This window comes from Flavobacterium sp. KACC 22761 (assembly GCF_034058155.1).
GTDB lineage: Bacteria > Bacteroidota > Bacteroidia > Flavobacteriales > Flavobacteriaceae > Flavobacterium.
Genome location: NZ_CP139148.1, coordinates 2562374 through 2580120, shown reverse-complemented (window position 1 = coordinate 2580120; position 17747 = coordinate 2562374). Strand labels below are relative to the sequence as shown.

Sequence of the window (17747 nt, the reverse complement as noted above, 5' to 3'; positions counted from 1 at the left end):
ATACTTTATTTTACTGTAAATTCTATGGGACTGCTTTCTGTCTGGGTTTGACTCAAAGCGGTGAGCGCGTAAACATAATTTTCCAAATTAGCATTTGGAACTTCCAGTTTTAGAGCTGTTGTCACATAATAAATAGTTGATGGATTTGAGAAATCAGTTATTTTTCCTTTTGGAAATCTGTAAATCACATATTTCTTGTCGTTAACTGCAGGTTTCCAAGTCAAAATTGCTTTGTCGCCTTTTTTTGCAATCACAGCATTTGTAGGCTTTTCAGGCTTTAATCTTGTAATTCTGTTTGCTTCGGGAGTCAAAGCGATATATTTGTATTCTTTTTGGAGTAAAGGCTGTCGTAACGTATCACCTTTTTTCAGAAAATTGGAAGCTGTAAAGTGCATCGAACCTTCAATTTGAGGGAATTTGCGAATCATTTCAATTTGTTTTACGATTTGATCAGGGCTTCTCCACTCTGGTTCTTTGGCAGTAGTTGAAATTTTGTATTCGCCATGTCCCACATAAACATTTGCTCCGAATTTATGTTCGGCCCACCACTTTGCCAAAACTTCAAAATTTGCCTTGTCAAAACCAATGTGCCAATATATTTGCGGCGTTACATAATCAATCCAGTTTTCTTTTTGCCATTTTAAGATATTGGCATACAAATCATCATAATTTGTAGCTCCCGCAGTAGTTTTAGAACCTTCAGAATCTTTGGCACTATTTCTCCAAACTCCAAAAGGCGAAATTCCGAATTCAACTTCTGGTTTATTGGCAATAATCGTATCTCTGATTTGTTTGATGATTAAATCGACATTGTCTCTTCTCCAATCGTCTTTGTCTTTAAATTGGCGCGGTTCTTTCGCAAATGCTTTTTCGTCTGGAAATTCTTGTCCCGCAATTTTATACGGATAAAAATAATCATCCATATGAACGGCCTGAATATCATACTTACGAACAATTTCACCTACAACAGAAGCGACAAAATCTCTGGTTTCTTGTAAGCCTGGATTAAAATATCTCGTTTTTCCATATGTCAGGAAAAGGTCTGGTCTCTTAAAATATAAATGATTTTTTGAAAGCACATCTCTAACAGTGTCTTTCTGAACACGATACGGATTCAGCCAAACATGCACGTTCATGCCACGTTTTCCTGCTTCATCAATCATCATTTGCAACGGATCAAAGCCTGGCGCAACGCCTTGAGTTCCGGTTATCCAATGCGAAGCTGGCTCTTTTGTCGATTTGTAAAAAGCATCGGCAGTTGGGCGAATTTGAAAAATTACAGTGTTCAGATTATACGAACGTAGATTATCCAAAAGTGTAATCATTTCGGCTTTCATTTCTTTATCTGACAAACCGGGTTTAGACGGCCAGTCGATATTTTCTACTGTAGAAATCCACGCGGCGCGCATTTCTCTTTTTGGAGATTGCTGACTGAAGATTTTGGCATGAATCAGCAAAACTAGAATTATAATTTTTATGCTTTTCATAATAATATGGTTGTGTACAGTTACGCTATGTTCGCAAAGTTTTTTTAACTCATCTTTATTTTTAAATCTCGCAAAGTCGCGAAAGCGCAAAGTTTTATTTTTAAATCTTTTATTTTTCTTTGCGTGTCCCTGCGACTTTGCGAGCAATTTCATGCGCAATAAAAAAACTTAATTTAACAAATAAATCCCGCCTTCGACTAGAGAAGTCCAAACTCTGCCTTGGGCATCAATTGTGAAACCATTTACACTTGAACTTCCTAAAGTGATTTGTTTTATGATTTCAAATTTTTCTGCATCGACTAGTATCACTTCGCCTTTTCTGCTTCCGATGTAGATTTTGTTGTCTTTTTCTAAAATTCCTGCTGGATTGTGTTCGTAGCCTAATTTCAAATCCAAAACTTTACTTTGTTTTTCTACATTTTCTTCTGTCAATTCAAGATCATCAGAAAGTGGCACTCTTAAAAGCAATCCATCCATTGTTTTGCCATAAAACCATTTCCCGTCCTGGCTTTTTCCCATCGATTCTCTAATTTTCCACTTCGAAGTTCTTAAAAGCGTTTTTCCAGTTTCAATATCCAAAATGGTCAAAAAGCGCTGTGGTGTCACAAAATAAAGCCGGCTTTTTGTCGAAACCATATTTACATTTCCAGCCGAATATAAAATTTGTTTGTCATTGCCATTATTCCATTTCCAAATTAACTCTCCTGTATTTTTATTTAAGCAATACACATAAGTATCCCAAACCCCAAAAATGATTTTATCTCCCTGAATCAAAGGTATTCCTTGAGAATAAGACTGTGGCATTTCTTTTTTCCAAATTACCTTACCGGTCAAAGCATCTGCACAAACAAATGAAGTCGAACTTGCCGTATAAACCTTGTTGTTTTCGGCGATTGGAGAACCCACTAAAACACCTCCAACAGCAATATTCCATTTTTGTTTTCCTGATTGTGAATCAAATCCTAAAAGATTTCCTTCGATCGTTCCAACAACGAGATTATTTTTCACAATTGTCGGCGAAAAATAAATGGCGTTTCCAGTTTTTGTTTTCCAATTTATTTTTTTGTCTTTCAAATTTACAGATTCTATTTCGCCTAGAGAATTCGCAAAATAAAAATTCTTTTTGTCAAATGAAGGAAGACTGTAAATCGAAGCGTCGTCTTTCAAAAAAGGACCAATTGCCGGAAAATCATCCTTGGGAATTTCAATTTTTGATGGTTTTGTCGGAACAGAAAATTTGAAAACACCTGGTTTATCAATTTCTTTTTGATAAATACTGATACTGTCATTACTGATAATTAATTCGTTATAACTTTGAGTTTTACCGTCCAACGAAGTTATAGAAGTTCCCATTAAACCGCTCAAACCAGAAAAATCATATTTTCTCAAAGTATGTCCGTGACCACAAAAGCTCGCGACAGTTGGATATTTCTGCAAAACAGAAAGTACTTCTTTATAATTGCTTACACTATTATCCATTGGATAATGAGCAAAATTGAGTACTTTTTTATTGTTTCCTTTCAAACTATCTTTCAACGTTTTATCTAACCAAAGTACATCTTCGTGTTTTACAAAACCATCACCCATTTTCATGTATGGCCCGCATGGATATCCAATAAAAAGATAATCTCCCTTTGAAAATACAAATCGATCTTCTCCAAATATCTTTTTATAAGTAAGTCCCGCGCTTTCGCTCCAGTTCGTCTCGTGATTACCCGAAATTACATAATACGGTTTTGTTAATTTTGAAAGGATTGCATGAACCTGTTTTAATTCGTCATCAGCACCTCGATTGGTTAAATCTCCGGTTACGACTACAAATTCATTGTCCGAATTGTTGATTTCTTTTACGATGTTTTGCAACAAAAAATCATTGTCATTTCCCACAGAAACATGCAAGTCTGTAAGTTGTACAAATTTTATAATTCCTTTTTTTTCTGCATTCTGCGAAAATCCAGTTGCTATTGCAAAAAGCAATACTATTCTGAAAAATAAATGTTTCATGGTTGTTTTTAGTTTATTAGCAATAATTTATTTTAAAAATTCCTATTCGGAATATGATGCGTTTGTTTGTTTTACACCAATTTAATTCGTGCAGAATTGATCAAAAAAACCTAACAGGTTTGACAAAAAACCTGTTAGGATAACCAACCAAAATTTGTGTATTTCGATCATGTGTGAGAATCAAAATACACTTTATGATTACTTTGTTTTTACATTTTCATTAAAGAAATCGTGAAAAAACAAAAGTTGATATTTTAAAGAATTCTCCCAGTATTTAAGATTATGTTCGCCTGGGCGCTCAATATAATCGTGATTTATTTTTAAAGCCAACATTTTTGCATGAAGTTCCCTGTTTACGGTCATGAAAAAATCGTCAACACCACAATCGATAATCAGTTTTAATTTGTTGTCTTTTACCAAATCGAGCATATTGGTAACCGTGTTTTGATTCCAATTTTCAGGAAATTCAGTAATTGATCCTAATCGTTTTTTGATCTCCCATTTGTCGGGAAACGGACGAATATCAACTCCTCCGCTCATACTTCCTGCAGCACCAAATACATCTTGATGCCTGAATGACAAATACAAAGCGCCATGACCGCCCATGCTCAAGCCCGAAATTGCTCTTCCTGTTCGATCGGCAATGGTTTTGTATTTTTTATCAATAAACAGAACTAGCTCATTCACAACATAAGTTTCGTATTTAAAACTCGGATCAATTGGACTGTCAAAATACCAGCTTGAATAATTTCCGTCAGCACAAACTACAATAAAACCGTATTGATCTACTTGTTTTCCAAGTTCCTTAAAACCTTTTACCCATGTAGCATAATTGCCACTGTGCCCATGAAGCAAATAAACCACCGGAAAAGCTTTTTTGCTCTTTTTGTAATTGTCTGGAACCACGACACACGTCTTGATGTTTTTCTGCATTGAAGCACTAAAAACCTCCAGAGTATCAACTTTAGAAGCTTGCGCAGTAAAAACTAAAAAGAGCAAGAAGATGGTGTAAATTGATTTTTTCATAACTGATGTTCTTTAAATACTATTTTAGGCAGTCTTTCAAAATAGTTACCGGATGCATTGCTTTTCTGCTGGTTCCGTCAAAAATTTGATGACGGCAACTTGTTCCCGCGGCTGCAATTACCGTTGTCGTTTCTGTTGCTCTGATTTTTGGGAACAAAGTATCTTCACCCATTTGCATACTGATTTCGTAATGCTCTTTTTCATATCCAAATGAGCCCGCCATGCCGCAACAACCCGAATTGTAAATCGTAACCTTATTATTTTTTGGAACATTCAACATCGCAAAAGAAGCTTCCACACTGCTCAGAGATTTTTGGTGGCAATGTCCGTGAATCTTTATGCTTTTTTCTTTTTCAGAAAATTGTCCCGCGTGAATTTTTCCGTTTGAAATTTCTCTTTTGAAAAACTCTTCAACTGTAAAAGTGTTTTTTGCTACTTTTTCAGCACTTTCTTTATCTGCTGCCAATCGAAGATATTCATCTCTGAAAGTCAAAATCGCCGAAGGTTCAAGACCAATTAAAGGCGTATTTTCAGCAATTATATTTTTAAAAATTGTGATGTTTTTATTCGCAATTTCCTGCGCTTCTTCTAGAAAACCTTTTGAAATAAAAGCTCTTCCGCTTTCTTCATGATCGATTACAATTACGTTGTAACCTAATTTTGTCAATAATTCAAAAGCATCAATTCCGACTGAAACATCATAATAATTCGTGAATTCGTCGCAAAAAAGATAAACGCTTCCATTTTCAAAAGAGTTTGCTTCATAAAGCTTTTTGTTCGCTTGGTACCATTTCCTAAACGTTTTTGGAGCCAATAATGGCACTTGTCTTTCGGGTGCAATTCCCATTCTTTTTTTAACAAATGAAAGATTGGATGCCCAGTTGGTAATTGCTGGCGCAATACTTCCTAATTCATTTAATTTCGAATTGAAAGCAAACATTTTATTTCGGAAAGAAAAACCATTTGCTTTTTGATATTGGTATAAAAATTCTGCTTTTAAAGTGGCAACATCCACATTGCTTGGACATTCGCTGGCGCATGCTTTACAGCTCACACACAATTCGAATACTTTATATAATTCTTCGTGATCGAATTTATTTTCTTTATCAGAATGCGTCAGGTATTCGCGCAAAGCGTTGGCACGTGCGCGAGTGGTATCTTTTTCGTTTCTTGTCGCACGATAACTCGGACAAAGAGTTCCTCCTGCCGATGGCAATTTTCGACAATCACCAGATCCATTGCATTTTTCGGCTGCACGCAAAATCCCTAAACTATCTGAAAAATCCTGAATTGTTTTAATATCTGGTTCTACTCTTCCTGCTTCAAAACGAAGGTTTTCATCCATTTTAGATGCATTTACAATTTTTCCAACATTTAAAATAGTATCAGGATCAAATGCTTTTTTGATTCGCTTCAGCAGTTCGTAGTTTTTATCGCCAATCATAAACGGTAGAAATTCTCCGCGCAAAATTCCGTCGCCATGTTCACCACTTAGTGAGCCTCTGTATTTTTTAACCAGATGAGCAACTTCGGTAGATAAATTTCTGAATTGGTGTAAACCTTCTTTTGTTTTTAAATTAATCTTCGGACGCAAATGCAACTCTCCCGCTCCGGCGTGTGCATAATAAATTGCACTTTGTCCGTGGCTTTCCATCATCGCGGCAAAATCGGCAATGTAATTTGGCAAATCGCTTAATTCAACTGCAGTATCTTCAATCGAATCGGCCGCTTTGTCGTCTCCTACAATACTTCCTAAAAGTCCGAGACCCGCTTTTCTAACCTCATTTACCTTCTCAATATCTTCTCCATAAATTTTTGGAAGCGCATATCCAAAACCATTAGCTTCAAGATCTTTAATCAAAGCATCGGCTTGCAATTCGGCATCTTCCATACTACTATGAGAACCTACTTCGAGCATAATAACCGCTTTTGGTTCGCCCACAATAAAAAATCTATTTTTGGCTTGTTCCCTATTCGTCTTGGTACAATCTAAAATCGTGTCATCCATCATTTCACAAGTGTACAAATGATGTTTCATCGCAACCACAACGGCTTCAAGACTTTCTTGAATCGTGTGAAAATGCGCTACGACCATAATATTATTTGTTGGAGGAAGATCGTCAACTTTTAACGTAACTTCTGTTGTGAATGCCAAAGTTCCTTCGCTGCCACAAAGCAATTTCCCTAAATTGATGGTATTTTCCGTTCCCGAAAAAAGTTCCGATTTCAACAAAGCATCAATCGCGTAACCTGTGTTTCTTCGGTGAATTTCTGGTTTTGGAAACTCTCTTAAAATCTCTTCCTGATTTTCTTTACTTGAAAGTTCTTCGTAAATCGATTTATAAATTTTACTTTCTAAAGAATCACCTTTTGTTTTCTCAATAAATTCTTTAGAAGTTAAATCCTTAAATACAGCAAGCGTTCCGTCGCTCAAAACTGCTTTTATTTCTACAATTTTATCTCTGGTAACACCGTAACGAATTGAAGTTGTCCCAGAAGAATTATTTCCCACCATGCCGCCAATCATGCATCTATTAGTAGTTGATGTTGTTGGCGCAAAAAATAATCCGTGCGGTTTTAAAAACAAATTCAGCTCGTCGCGAATTACTCCGGGCTGAACGGTTACCGTTTTCTTTTCGGCATCAAAAGCAACAATTTTGGTAAAATGTTTGGAAACATCGACAATTATACCGCTACCAACGGTTTGTCCAGCTAAAGAAGTTCCTGCTGTTCTTGGTGTTATTGAAATCTGATTTTGGGATGCGAAACGAATAATCTTAACGATATCCTCTTCTGTTTTCGGAATTGCTACCGCAACCGGCGTAATTCTGTAAGCAGAAGCATCTGTCGAATATATTTTTTTATGAAGCTCATCATGAAAAAGATTTCCTTCTAATGAAGCAGATAGTTCTTTTAGTTGTGGAGAATTGGGCATTTTACTGGTTCTATTGCTTTGGTTGTTTTTACAATATTTGATTCCATTTTTCATTAGATTCAAACTGTCCTCAAAACAGCATATAAATCATGTTGAAATCAATATTTAGCCTGCCAATAAACCGTAAAATGATGAAGTAATGATATTCATATATTTTGCCAAAGGCTAAGCTTTAACAAATATATATACAAAAAAGAGAAACACTACATTATTTTGCGTTATTTAACAAAATAAATTTTAAAAAACGCAAAAACATGCAGACTTGTCTTTTTGAAACAATAATTTATAAGATGTGTACGCCTGATTTTCGATACTCTTCTAATTTGGCATCATTCGGATCTAAATCGGTTAAAATTGTATTCAACTTTGTAAGTTCGCATACGCCATGAGGCATTTTTGTATCTAATTTATCCGAAGAAAACATTGAAACTACCTTATCTGAAGCCTCAATCATTGCTTTTTTAACAATAGAGATTTCATATCCAATCTCAGTCAAACCTTGTTTTATATTGATGCTGCTGGCGCCAATGAAACAAATATCAGCTTTGATTTTGGATACCACCTGAATTACATCCATACCAATAGTTACCATTGCGTTTTTCTGCATTTTTCCTCCAATGAAGATCAAATCTATGTTTGGATGCTGTGATAATTGCATGGCAATTGGAAGACTATACGTATAAATTGTCGCTTTTAAATCGGCAGGTATTAACTTTGCAAAGACCAAATTGGTGCTTCCACCACTCATTATAATAACTTGATCGTCACGAAGTAATGACAATGCTTTTGTTACGATATGCTTTTTTTGCTCTTCTTCCGAAATATAAATATCAAATATATTAGCCGATTTTTCAGAAACCTGAACTGCTCCTCCGTATACTTTCTCTAACAGCTTTTTGCTGTCTAACTCGTTCAAATCTCGGCGAATAGTATCTTCTGACAAATCTAGAGCCAACGCTAAATCTGTCGTGACAACCTTTTGGTCCTCATTAAGCTTAGTCATTATATATTGATGTCTTTCGGCTTTCAGCATTTTCTTAAAAAGTTAAAATTCAGAGCAAATATATCAATTATTTCAAATTATAGTAAAAAACACATATTGAATATGCAACATTCCGCAAATTAAAAGATTTTAATTATTAACGCAGCCTAATTAAAACATTATATTTTGCGTTATTTTGCGTTATTTGAGTTAATTTTAGAAAAAAAAGACAAAAAAATGCAATTGTATGCAATAAATAAATATATTTGCTCAACAACCATAAAAAAAACCAGATTATTATGAAAAAATTATTCCTTATTTCATTGTTGGTTTTGTTCATTCAAGTGACATTTGGGCAAACAAAAACAATTACTGGAACTGTTAAAAACAAAGCAGACGGTTTTCCCATACCGGGAGTCAGCGTAGTGATTCAGGGAACTCCAAACGGTACAACTACTGATTTTGATGGAAACTTCAGCATCAACGTAGCGCAGGGACAATCGCTAAGCTTTAGCTACATGGGTTCTGAAACTCAGGTAGTAAAAATTGAAGGACAACAAAAACTTAACATTTCTCTTGCAGCGGCTACTGCAAAATTGGATGAAGTAGTTGTTGTGGGATTCTCTTCTCAGAAAAAAGCAAATCTTACAGGTGCTGTTGCTAAAGTAGATGTAAAAAAAGCTTTAGGAAGCATTCCTATTACAGATATCACAAAAGGTTTACAAGGAACAACTCCTGGGCTTAACATTACTTATAATTCAGGTAACATAAGCAAGGGATCAAATGTGAACATTCGTGGAGCTGGAACTATTGTTAATGGAGTAGCTACAGGATCGCCACTTATTTTAGTGGATGGTGTTCCTGGCGATTTGTCAATGCTAAATGCAGAAGACGTAGAATCGATGTCTGTACTTAAAGATGCCGCTTCTGCTTCTATTTATGGTGCACGTGCTGCATTTGGAGTTATCTTAATTACTACTAAAAGCGGTAAAAATGCTAAAGGAAAAGTACGATTCGCCTACAGTAACAATGTGGCAATAAGCAACCCTATTTCTTTGGTTCAATTTAATGATCCTACTGTGGAACTTCCTGCAATGATCGATGCACAAGCCAGAGCTGGTAATGCAAATCCAGAATCTTTTGGTATGAACTACAAAACATTATTGCCTGGAATCATCAACTGGAAAGAAAAATATGCCGCAACAAGAGATCCTAACAATAAAAACATGATCTTAGGAGAAGATTTTGACGTGATTGGCGGAAAAGAATATTTCTACAGAATTTGGAATCCGCATGATGAAATGTTGAAAAAGAATTCATTACAAACGCTTCATAACTTATCAGCTCAAGGTTCTTTGGGCGATAAGAGTTCGTTTATTGTTTCGTTAGGACTTGCTAATCAAGAAGGTGTGATGAAAATCAATAACGAGACTAACCAAAGATTCAATCTTAATCTTGGATTTACAACACAATTGGCGAGCTGGCTTACAGGAGACTTTAAAGTATTAGGAACTTTCCAAGAATATGACTCTCCTTTCAACTACTATAATAGTGGTCTTGATACTGCTGGTAACGGATATTTTGGATATTACATGCGTTGGGGTTCTTATTTCCCTTACGGTACTTACAATGGTACTTATTTCAGACATGCGCCAGGATATATGGCAAACGCAAGTCAAAACGAAAGCAAGTCAAATGATATGAGGATCAGTGGAAGACTTACTGCTCAAATCACGAAAGACTTTAATATCGTTGGAGAATACAGTATCAACAATAATTTCTCAAGCCTAAAAATGAACGGTGGGCAAATACCTCTTTGGGACTGGTGGACAAGTGCTGCCGACTTAGTTGCAGGAAAACCTACCATGATGGAAAGTGCAAACGATTTTGTGGCACAAGCTAAATCATCATATACAAGAAATGTAGCAAACATTTTTGGAAATTATACTAAAACATTAGGAGAAGGCCACAACTTCAAGGTATTAGGTGGTTTGAACTCAGAATGGTATGATTTCGAAAGAACGTATGCTCGTAGAAATACACTTCTAGACAAAACAAAACCAGAATTTAACTTAGCTATTGGTGATCAATTTACTTCGCCTCTTTCGTCTAATGACATTTTAAATCCAGGTTTATCAAGATATGCAATTGCTGGTTTCTTTGCACGTGTGAATTATGATTACAAAGGAAAATATTTATTGGAACTAAATGGACGTTATGACGGTTCGTCAAAATTCCCTTCAGATGAGCAATGGGGATTCTTCCCTTCTGCTTCTGTTGGATATAGAATTTCGGAAGAAAGTTTCATGGAAAGCACAAAAAGCTGGTTAAATGATTTGAAAATCCGTGGATCTGTTGGTTCAATCGGAAATCAAAATATTGCTGCCAATGCCTTTTTGCCAACTATGACCAACTCTAATCCTTTTTGGCTAGGTAGTGGTTCAACTATTCCTCCTTCTGTTAATCAACCTTCAAATGTTGACCCTAATTTAACTTGGGAAAAAGTAACTACTCAAGATATTGGTATTGATATTCGTATCTTTAATATGTTAGGTTTAACATTTGATTATTACCAACGTGATACTAAAGGAATGTTAGCTCCAGGAAAAACACTTCCAGGTTCATTTGGTCAAACTGCAGCGAATACAAACTCAGGAAATTTAAGAACAACTGGTTGGGAGTTAGCGCTTAACTTTAATAAACAAATAAACAAAGATATCAATGTTTATGCTGATCTTACCCTTTCTGACAATACTACTGAAGTAACAGAATGGAACAACTCTTCTAAACTTTTAGGATCTTTTTATGCAGGTCAAAAATTAGGCGAAATCTGGGGATTAGAAACAGACCGCTTAATTCAATCTACAGATCAAGTTGATGCTACAGGATTAATCGTAAATGGCGTTGATTATAAAAACGTAAGAACAGGTGCTTTCAAATTTGGCGCTGGAGATGTAATGTACAAAGATTTAGATGGAGACGGAGTAATCACAAGAGGAGATGGAACAGCTCTTAAGCCAGGAGATTTAAAAGTAATTGGTAATACAACGCCTCGTTACCAATACGGAATCCGTCTTGGAAGTGCTTTATATGGATTTGATATTGATGCTTTCTTCCAAGGAGTAGGTAAACGTCAATATTGGGCAACTTCAGATCTAATCTTACCTTTCTATAACAGAACTGATGCTATGTATGTGAACCAGAATGATTACTGGACACCACAAAACACAGATGCTTATTTCCCTAATCCATACCCAGGACATTCAGGAAATGCTTTTGGAGCTTATGCACCTGGATCAAACAACTTTGTGGCGCAATCACGCTATTTGTTAGACATGTCTTATTTACGTTTAAAATCAGTAACGCTTGGATATACAATTCCTAAAAGCATTACTCAAAAAGCTGGCATCGACAAAATTAGACCGTATATTTCAGCATTAAACTTAGTTACTTGGAAAAGCAGCAAATTACCAGTAGATCCTGAAATCAATGAAACTGAAGCAGCTTGGGGAAGAACTTTCCCTTACTCTAAAACATGGTCATTTGGTGTCCAAATTGCGTTCTAAATAAGGTATTAAAAATTAAAAATTAATCAAAATGAGAAAACTAATAATAAACTCTAGGATAAAACTATCAGTGGCCTTGCTAACTTTTGCGAGTCTAGCTGTTAGCTGTTCAGATTTTTTGGATACACCTCCAGAAGATGTGTTTACAGACGACAATTTTTGGACTTCAGAAAATAACGTAAAAACATATTCTTGGCTAAACTATAATACCTTCAATGGGTACGGAAATAATGCTGGTACTACGGCCGACTTTTACTTCCACGCTACGTCTACCGGATTAATAGATGACAACTTGGCAATGAACGTTTTTACGAACTTTCCAACTGCTGCAAATGCAACTAACGCAAACTGGAACGAATATTACACTTTGATTCGCCGTTGTAACTTGATGCTAGAAAGAGTACCAAATGTACCTATGGATCAGGTGAAGAAAAATCACTATATAGGTGTTGCAAAGTTTTTTAGAGCTAATACCTATTTCCGTTTAGCACAGCAATTTGGCGATGTACCGTATACAGATAAATATTTAGCTCAAAGCGATCCTAATGTATACAAACCAGCTTCTTCAAGAGCAGAAGTTATGGACAATGTTATTAAAGATTTGGAAGAAGCAATTCCAATGTTATTAAACGTTGATGACAGTAATATTACAGTAAACAAATACACTGCTTATGCATTATTAAGCAAAGTATGTTTAACTGAAGGTACTTACAGAAAATACAATCTAGGTCAAAATGGAAATGCTTATCTTCAAAAAGCAAAAGATGCTTCTTTAGCTGTAATGAACAACAATTCTTATAAATTAAATGCAGATTGGAAAGCACTTTACAATTCTCTTGAGCTATTAGGAAACAGTGAAGTAATTTTGACAAAAAGATACATTAAAGGTGTTTTAGGAAATGGAATTCAAGCGTACACCAATACCTCTACTGTTCAAAACGGATTGACAAAATTCGCTGCAGAAAGTTATGTAACTACAAATGGATTGCCTATCAAACAAGCAGGAAATGCTCAATATTTAGGTGATGCTACTATTGCCAATACATTTGCCAACAGAGATCCAAGATTTGCTAAAGCTTTCAGCAATGTAGATTATGCTTATTCTGACAAACCTTTCAATGGTTTGACCTCTATAACAGGTTATGTAATTCAACTATACAATAACCCAGCTGCAACAGGTACAGAGGTTACAACAATTGGACAAAATCAAATTGATGCACCTATCTTTACACTAAGCGAGGTTTATTTGAATTATGCTGAAGCTTGTGCTGAATTAGGCACAATTACTAACAACGATCTTAATTTATCAATCAACAAAGTTCGTACACGTGCAGGAATAGCTATTTTGACTACAGATGGCACAAATGCTTTTGCTAATGGTGTACAAATCGATGATCCGCAAAGAACATCTGCGTTAGAGCAAATAAGCGGAATTGTTAGTCCAATTATATATGAGATTCGTCGTGAGCGCAGAATTGAGTTCATGAGCTGGACTTCTATGAGAAAAGAAGATCTTATTCGTTGGAAAAAAGGAGATTATTTAGACACTAATGCTAATCCAGATGTTATTTTAGGAGCTAGAATAGTTTCTTTGATAGGCGGAAATACTAAAACAAAAGTAAATGCACAAGGATATGTAATTCCTTACGCAGCAGGTGTAACAAGATTGTTTGTATCACCTAAAAATTACCTAAGTGCAATTCCAACAAATGACATCAATTTGTACTTGGCTGAAGGTGTAACATTAAAACAAAACCCAGGCTGGTAATTCAGTAAAAACTGAAAAATCAATAGTAAAACTGCCTCCAAAATTTCATGTTTTTTGGGGGCAGTATTTAAAAAACATTCTTTTTTAAACACATCGTGACAGACAAAAAGACAAAATAAGATTCTCACCTGAATAATTCAGGCCATACAATATTAGTTTTTAGATTTCCCCCAATCTACCTAAAACATTCATATACATCCCGATAAAATCTTAATTTTATTTTGTCAATTTTTTTGTCTTAACAATTAACTGTATTTAAAATGATAAAATTTATAGCAAAAAGCGCTTTTGTTGCGGCATTTCTATTTTGTATTCCGTCTCATTCTTCAACAATTCAAAATCAGAATTCATTGGAAATCAATGCTTCTGTAATTAAAACTGGTGCAGATAATTACGAAAAATATCTTCCGATTTTAAAAGATAAAAAAGTTGGAATTGTGACGAATCAAACTGGAATCTTGTCTGACAAAACACATGTGGTTGATTTTCTTTTAGAGAAAAAAATCGCCATTCAGACTATTTTTGCTCCAGAACACGGGTTCAGAGGAACTGCTGATGCAGGCGAACATGTTGTTGACGGAAAAGATCCAAAAACCGGTTTGCCAATTATTTCACTTTACGGCGACAATAAAAAGCCAAAACCAGCGCAATTAGCAGGAATTGACGTCATGATTTTTGACCTGCAAGATGTTGGTGCACGATTCTATACTTATATTTCTTCGCTTCATTATGTGATGGAAGCTTGCGCAGAAAATAACGTTCCGCTTATTGTTTTTGACAGACCAAATCCGAATGGTTCCATCGTTGACGGTCCGCTTTTAGAAAAAGAATTTACAAGTTTTGTCGGCATGCACCCTATTCCGCTTCTCCACGGTCTGACGATTGGAGAATATGCACAAATGGTAAATGGTGAAAAATGGCTGAAGGATGGTGCGCAATGCAAATTAACTGTTATTCCATGTTTGGATTATAAACGCACAATGCCTTACAGCTTATTGGTTAAACCATCTCCGAATTTGCCGAATGACCAATCAATCAATCTTTATGCGAGTTTATGCCTTTTTGAAGGAACAAATGTAAGCGTGGGCCGTGGCACTGAAACACAATTTCAAATTTATGGCTCGCCCTATTTAGCCAAAACCAATTTCCGCTTTACGCCGAAACCAAATTTTGGCGCAAAAGATCCTTTATACAACGGAAAAGAATGTTTTGGTGAGGATTTAACAAAATATCCAAAACTAAAACAACTCGAATTAAAATGGTTGATTAAAGCGTATCAAAATACGAGCGACAAAACAAAATTCTTCAATGCTTTTTTTACCAAGCTTGCAGGAACAAAAAAATTACAACAGCAAATTGAAAGCGGTGTTTCTGAAGTTGCCATAAGAAAAACTTGGCAGAAAGACTTGGAAGCTTTCAAAAAAATGCGAACAAAATACCTGATTTACAAATAATCCCTTAATTCAATAATTCACACGAATTCCACTATTTTTTCAATAAAATAGAGACTATTAATGCAAAAAAACGAAGTCCTTATTCGAAAGAATTTGGTTTCAAAAATCAAAAAAAAAGAGAAAAATGAAAAATAAAAATCCTGAAACTGAACAAGAATCTTTGTACAAAGATTTGGATCAAATGAGCGTGAAAGAACTTCTTACAAACATTAATACAGAAGACAAAAAAGTACCGAATATTATTGAAGAACAAATTCCTAAAATTGAAAAACTCGTTAAAGCAATTGTCAAGAAAATGCAATTGGGTGGCCGATTATTTTATATTGGAGCAGGAACTTCAGGAAGAATCGGAATTTTAGATGCATCAGAATGTCCGCCGACTTTTGGCGTGCCACATGATATGATCATCGGAATTATTGCTGGTGGCGACACTGCTATTAGAAAAGCAGTTGAAAATGCTGAAGATGACACCGAGCAAGCTTGGAAAGATTTAGAAAAATTTGAAATCTCAAGTCTTGATTTCATTATCGGAATTGCGGCTTCTGGAAACACGCCTTATGTTTTAGGAGCTCTGAAAAAAGCCAAAGAACACAACGTAAAAACAGGAAGTATTTCTTGTATCAGCAATGGACTTATTGCTCAAGAAGCAGATTATCCTATTGAATTAATTGTAGGCCCAGAATTTTTAACTGGAAGTACAAGAATGAAATCGGGAACGGCTCAAAAACTGACCCTAAACATGATCTCTACTTCAGTAATGATTAAATTAGGAAAAGTGAAAGGCAACAAAATGGTTGATATGCAGCTTTCAAATGAAAAACTGGTAAAACGAGGTATCAAAATGATCATGGAAGAGCTGGATATCGAATATGATTTAGCCGAAGAATTATTGCATAAACACAAAAGCGTACGAGCAGTTTTACAGGCACAAAAATAAAAATCTGCAAAACCGAAACTATTTAAAATCTTTTATAGTTTTATAAAAGAATCAAACACCAAAAAACAAAATGACACCAAGCACCATCCTTCTCTTAATTATCATTTATTTCGGAACATTATTCTATATCTCGCACAGAGTAAGCAAGAAAGATAGCGGCAATCAAGCTTTTTTTACTGCCAATAAAAATTCAAAATGGTATTTAGTTGCTTTCGGGATGATTGGAACGGCTCTTTCTGGAGTTACTTTCATATCGGTTCCGGGCGAGGTTGGTGCAGCAAGTGGTGAACAATTCAAATATTTTCAGTTTGTTTTAGGAAACGCACTCGGTTTTATTGTAATTACAAAATTATTGCTGCCTCTGTATTACAGAATGAATCTGACTTCGATTTACAGTTATATCGAGCACAGAATGGGTATTTTCAGTTATAAAACAGCGGCTTCTATTTTCCTGATCAGCAGAACAATCAGCTCGGCATTCAGACTTTATTTGGTTGTTATTGTTTTACAGCGTTTTGTCTTTGATTTCTATCATGTTCCGTTTGCTTTTACCGTTTTGATTTCTTTATTGCTTATTTTCTCGTACACGTACAGAGGCGGACTAAAAACGATTATTATTACGGATACTCTGCAGACATTCTTCTTGGTTACTTCGGTTTTCTTAACCATTTATTTCATTTGCGACCGAATGGATTTAAGTGCCATCAGCGCTTTTGAAGAAGTGAAAAACAGCAATTATTCTAAGATATTTTTCTTCGATGATTTTATGGGAAGCAAATTCCATTTCATAAAACAAATTATAGGCGGAATGTTTGTAACGATTGCCATGACAGGCTTGGATCAGGATTTAATGCAAAAAAACCTGAGCTGCAAAAACATTGGCGAAGCGCAAAAAAACATGTTCACTTTTACAGGAATATTTGTAGTAATCAATATTTTCTTTTTGAGCGTTGGAGCGCTTTTGTACATCTACGCAAACAAAAACGGCATTTCAATTCCAACTGATTTGGTTACAGGAAAACCAAGAACCGATTTACTATTTCCAGAAATTGCCTTAAATCATTTAGCGCTAATTCCTGCAATTGTCTTTTTATTAGGAATCATTGCTGCCACTTTTGCTACTACAGATTCGGCATTAACAGCTTTAACAACTTCTTTCTGTGTTGACTTTTTAGGAATGGACAAAGCAGAAAACAGTCACAAAAAAAACACGGTAAAAATTAGACATTTAGTACACATCAGTTTCTCAGTTTTAGTGTTTTTTATCATCTTGGTTTTTAATGCAATAAACGACAGTTCTGTTGTGGGAATGATCTTTAAAGTCGCTTCGTACACTTATGGGCCGTTGCTAGGATTATATGCTTTTGGCTTGTTCCAAAAATCTAGAAATGTCCATGACAAACTCGTACCGATAATCTGTTTGTTATCACCATTTTTCACTTATCTAATAAATGAAAACTCGAAATTGCTTTTTGCAGGATATGTTTTTGATAACGAATTAATCGTACTAAACGGATTAATAACGTATTTAGGTTTATACATTACAAGCTCCAAAACGAGTGACAAAATAAGCTTCTAATCAGCTTTT

Annotated in this window: 10 protein-coding genes; 5 read left to right on the top strand and 5 right to left on the bottom strand. The window is 35.3% G+C overall.

Annotation, left to right across the window (positions count from 1 at the left end; translation table 11 throughout):
* Positions 1 to 5 precede the first annotated feature (5 nt).
* The 5 genes from SCB73_RS11210 to SCB73_RS11190 all read right to left on the bottom strand — a co-directional run bounded on the left by SCB73_RS11210 (position 6) and on the right by SCB73_RS11190 (position 8485).
* Positions 6 to 1487 carry a glycoside hydrolase family 10-like protein gene (locus SCB73_RS11210; RefSeq protein ID WP_320566341.1) on the bottom strand — a complete coding sequence of 494 codons (1482 nt, stop codon included), beginning with the start codon at positions 1485 to 1487 and terminating at the stop codon, positions 6 to 8.
* A gap of 168 nt (positions 1488 to 1655) precedes the next feature.
* The gene (locus tag SCB73_RS11205) at positions 1656 to 3491 is read right to left on the bottom strand and encodes an outer membrane protein assembly factor BamB family protein (protein ID WP_320566340.1); all 1836 of its coding nucleotides are present in this window, start codon (positions 3489 to 3491) and stop codon (positions 1656 to 1658) included.
* A gap of 198 nt (positions 3492 to 3689) precedes the next feature.
* The gene (locus tag SCB73_RS11200) at positions 3690 to 4517 is read right to left on the bottom strand and encodes an alpha/beta hydrolase (protein ID WP_320566339.1); all 828 of its coding nucleotides are present in this window, start codon (positions 4515 to 4517) and stop codon (positions 3690 to 3692) included.
* A gap of 19 nt (positions 4518 to 4536) precedes the next feature.
* Positions 4537 to 7452: an FAD-binding and (Fe-S)-binding domain-containing protein gene (locus SCB73_RS11195; protein ID WP_320570088.1), complete on the bottom strand. Its 2916-nt coding sequence runs from the start codon at positions 7450 to 7452 to the stop codon at positions 4537 to 4539.
* A 283-nt stretch (positions 7453 to 7735) separates the two neighbouring features.
* Positions 7736 to 8485 carry a DeoR/GlpR family DNA-binding transcription regulator gene (locus SCB73_RS11190; RefSeq protein ID WP_320566338.1) on the bottom strand — a complete coding sequence of 250 codons (750 nt, stop codon included), beginning with the start codon at positions 8483 to 8485 and terminating at the stop codon, positions 7736 to 7738.
* 248 nt (positions 8486 to 8733) lie between these two features.
* Between SCB73_RS11190 and SCB73_RS11185 the strand changes: the two genes are divergently transcribed.
* The 5 genes from SCB73_RS11185 (at position 8734) to SCB73_RS11165 (ending at position 17738) form a co-directional block, all read left to right on the top strand.
* A complete protein-coding gene (locus tag SCB73_RS11185) occupies positions 8734 to 12000 on the top strand; it encodes a SusC/RagA family TonB-linked outer membrane protein (protein WP_320566337.1) in 3267 nt (1088 codons plus the stop codon).
* Between the two features lie 31 nt (positions 12001 to 12031).
* The gene (locus tag SCB73_RS11180) at positions 12032 to 13768 is read left to right on the top strand and encodes a RagB/SusD family nutrient uptake outer membrane protein (RefSeq protein ID WP_320566336.1); all 1737 of its coding nucleotides are present in this window, start codon (positions 12032 to 12034) and stop codon (positions 13766 to 13768) included.
* Positions 13769 to 14028: 260 nt separating this feature from the next.
* A complete protein-coding gene (locus SCB73_RS11175) occupies positions 14029 to 15222 on the top strand; it encodes an exo-beta-N-acetylmuramidase NamZ family protein (protein ID WP_320566335.1) in 1194 nt (397 codons plus the stop codon).
* 124 nt (positions 15223 to 15346) lie between these two features.
* Positions 15347 to 16159: an N-acetylmuramic acid 6-phosphate etherase gene (gene murQ, locus SCB73_RS11170; RefSeq protein ID WP_320566334.1), complete on the top strand. Its 813-nt coding sequence runs from the start codon at positions 15347 to 15349 to the stop codon at positions 16157 to 16159.
* Positions 16160 to 16229: 70 nt separating this feature from the next.
* The gene (locus tag SCB73_RS11165) at positions 16230 to 17738 is read left to right on the top strand and encodes a sodium:solute symporter (protein WP_320566333.1); all 1509 of its coding nucleotides are present in this window, start codon (positions 16230 to 16232) and stop codon (positions 17736 to 17738) included.
* Positions 17739 to 17747 lie beyond the last annotated feature (9 nt).

Excerpts from the sequence above, each read along its gene's own strand:
- SCB73_RS11210 (WP_320566341.1), bottom strand. The coding sequence starts at position 1,487 with ATGAAAAGCATAAAAATTATAATTCTAGTTTTGCTGATTCATGCCAAA.
- SCB73_RS11205 (WP_320566340.1), bottom strand. The coding sequence starts at position 3,491 with ATGAAACATTTATTTTTCAGAATAGTATTGCTTTTTGCAATAGCAACT.
- SCB73_RS11200 (WP_320566339.1), bottom strand. The coding sequence starts at position 4,517 with ATGAAAAAATCAATTTACACCATCTTCTTGCTCTTTTTAGTTTTTACT.
- SCB73_RS11195 (WP_320570088.1), bottom strand. The coding sequence starts at position 7,452 with ATGCCCAATTCTCCACAACTAAAAGAACTATCTGCTTCATTAGAAGGA.
- SCB73_RS11190 (WP_320566338.1), bottom strand. The coding sequence starts at position 8,485 with ATGCTGAAAGCCGAAAGACATCAATATATAATGACTAAGCTTAATGAG.
- SCB73_RS11185 (WP_320566337.1), top strand. The coding sequence starts at position 8,734 with ATGAAAAAATTATTCCTTATTTCATTGTTGGTTTTGTTCATTCAAGTG.
- SCB73_RS11180 (WP_320566336.1), top strand. The coding sequence starts at position 12,032 with ATGAGAAAACTAATAATAAACTCTAGGATAAAACTATCAGTGGCCTTG.
- SCB73_RS11175 (WP_320566335.1), top strand. The coding sequence starts at position 14,029 with ATGATAAAATTTATAGCAAAAAGCGCTTTTGTTGCGGCATTTCTATTT.
- murQ (WP_320566334.1), top strand. The coding sequence starts at position 15,347 with ATGAAAAATAAAAATCCTGAAACTGAACAAGAATCTTTGTACAAAGAT.
- SCB73_RS11165 (WP_320566333.1), top strand. The coding sequence starts at position 16,230 with ATGACACCAAGCACCATCCTTCTCTTAATTATCATTTATTTCGGAACA.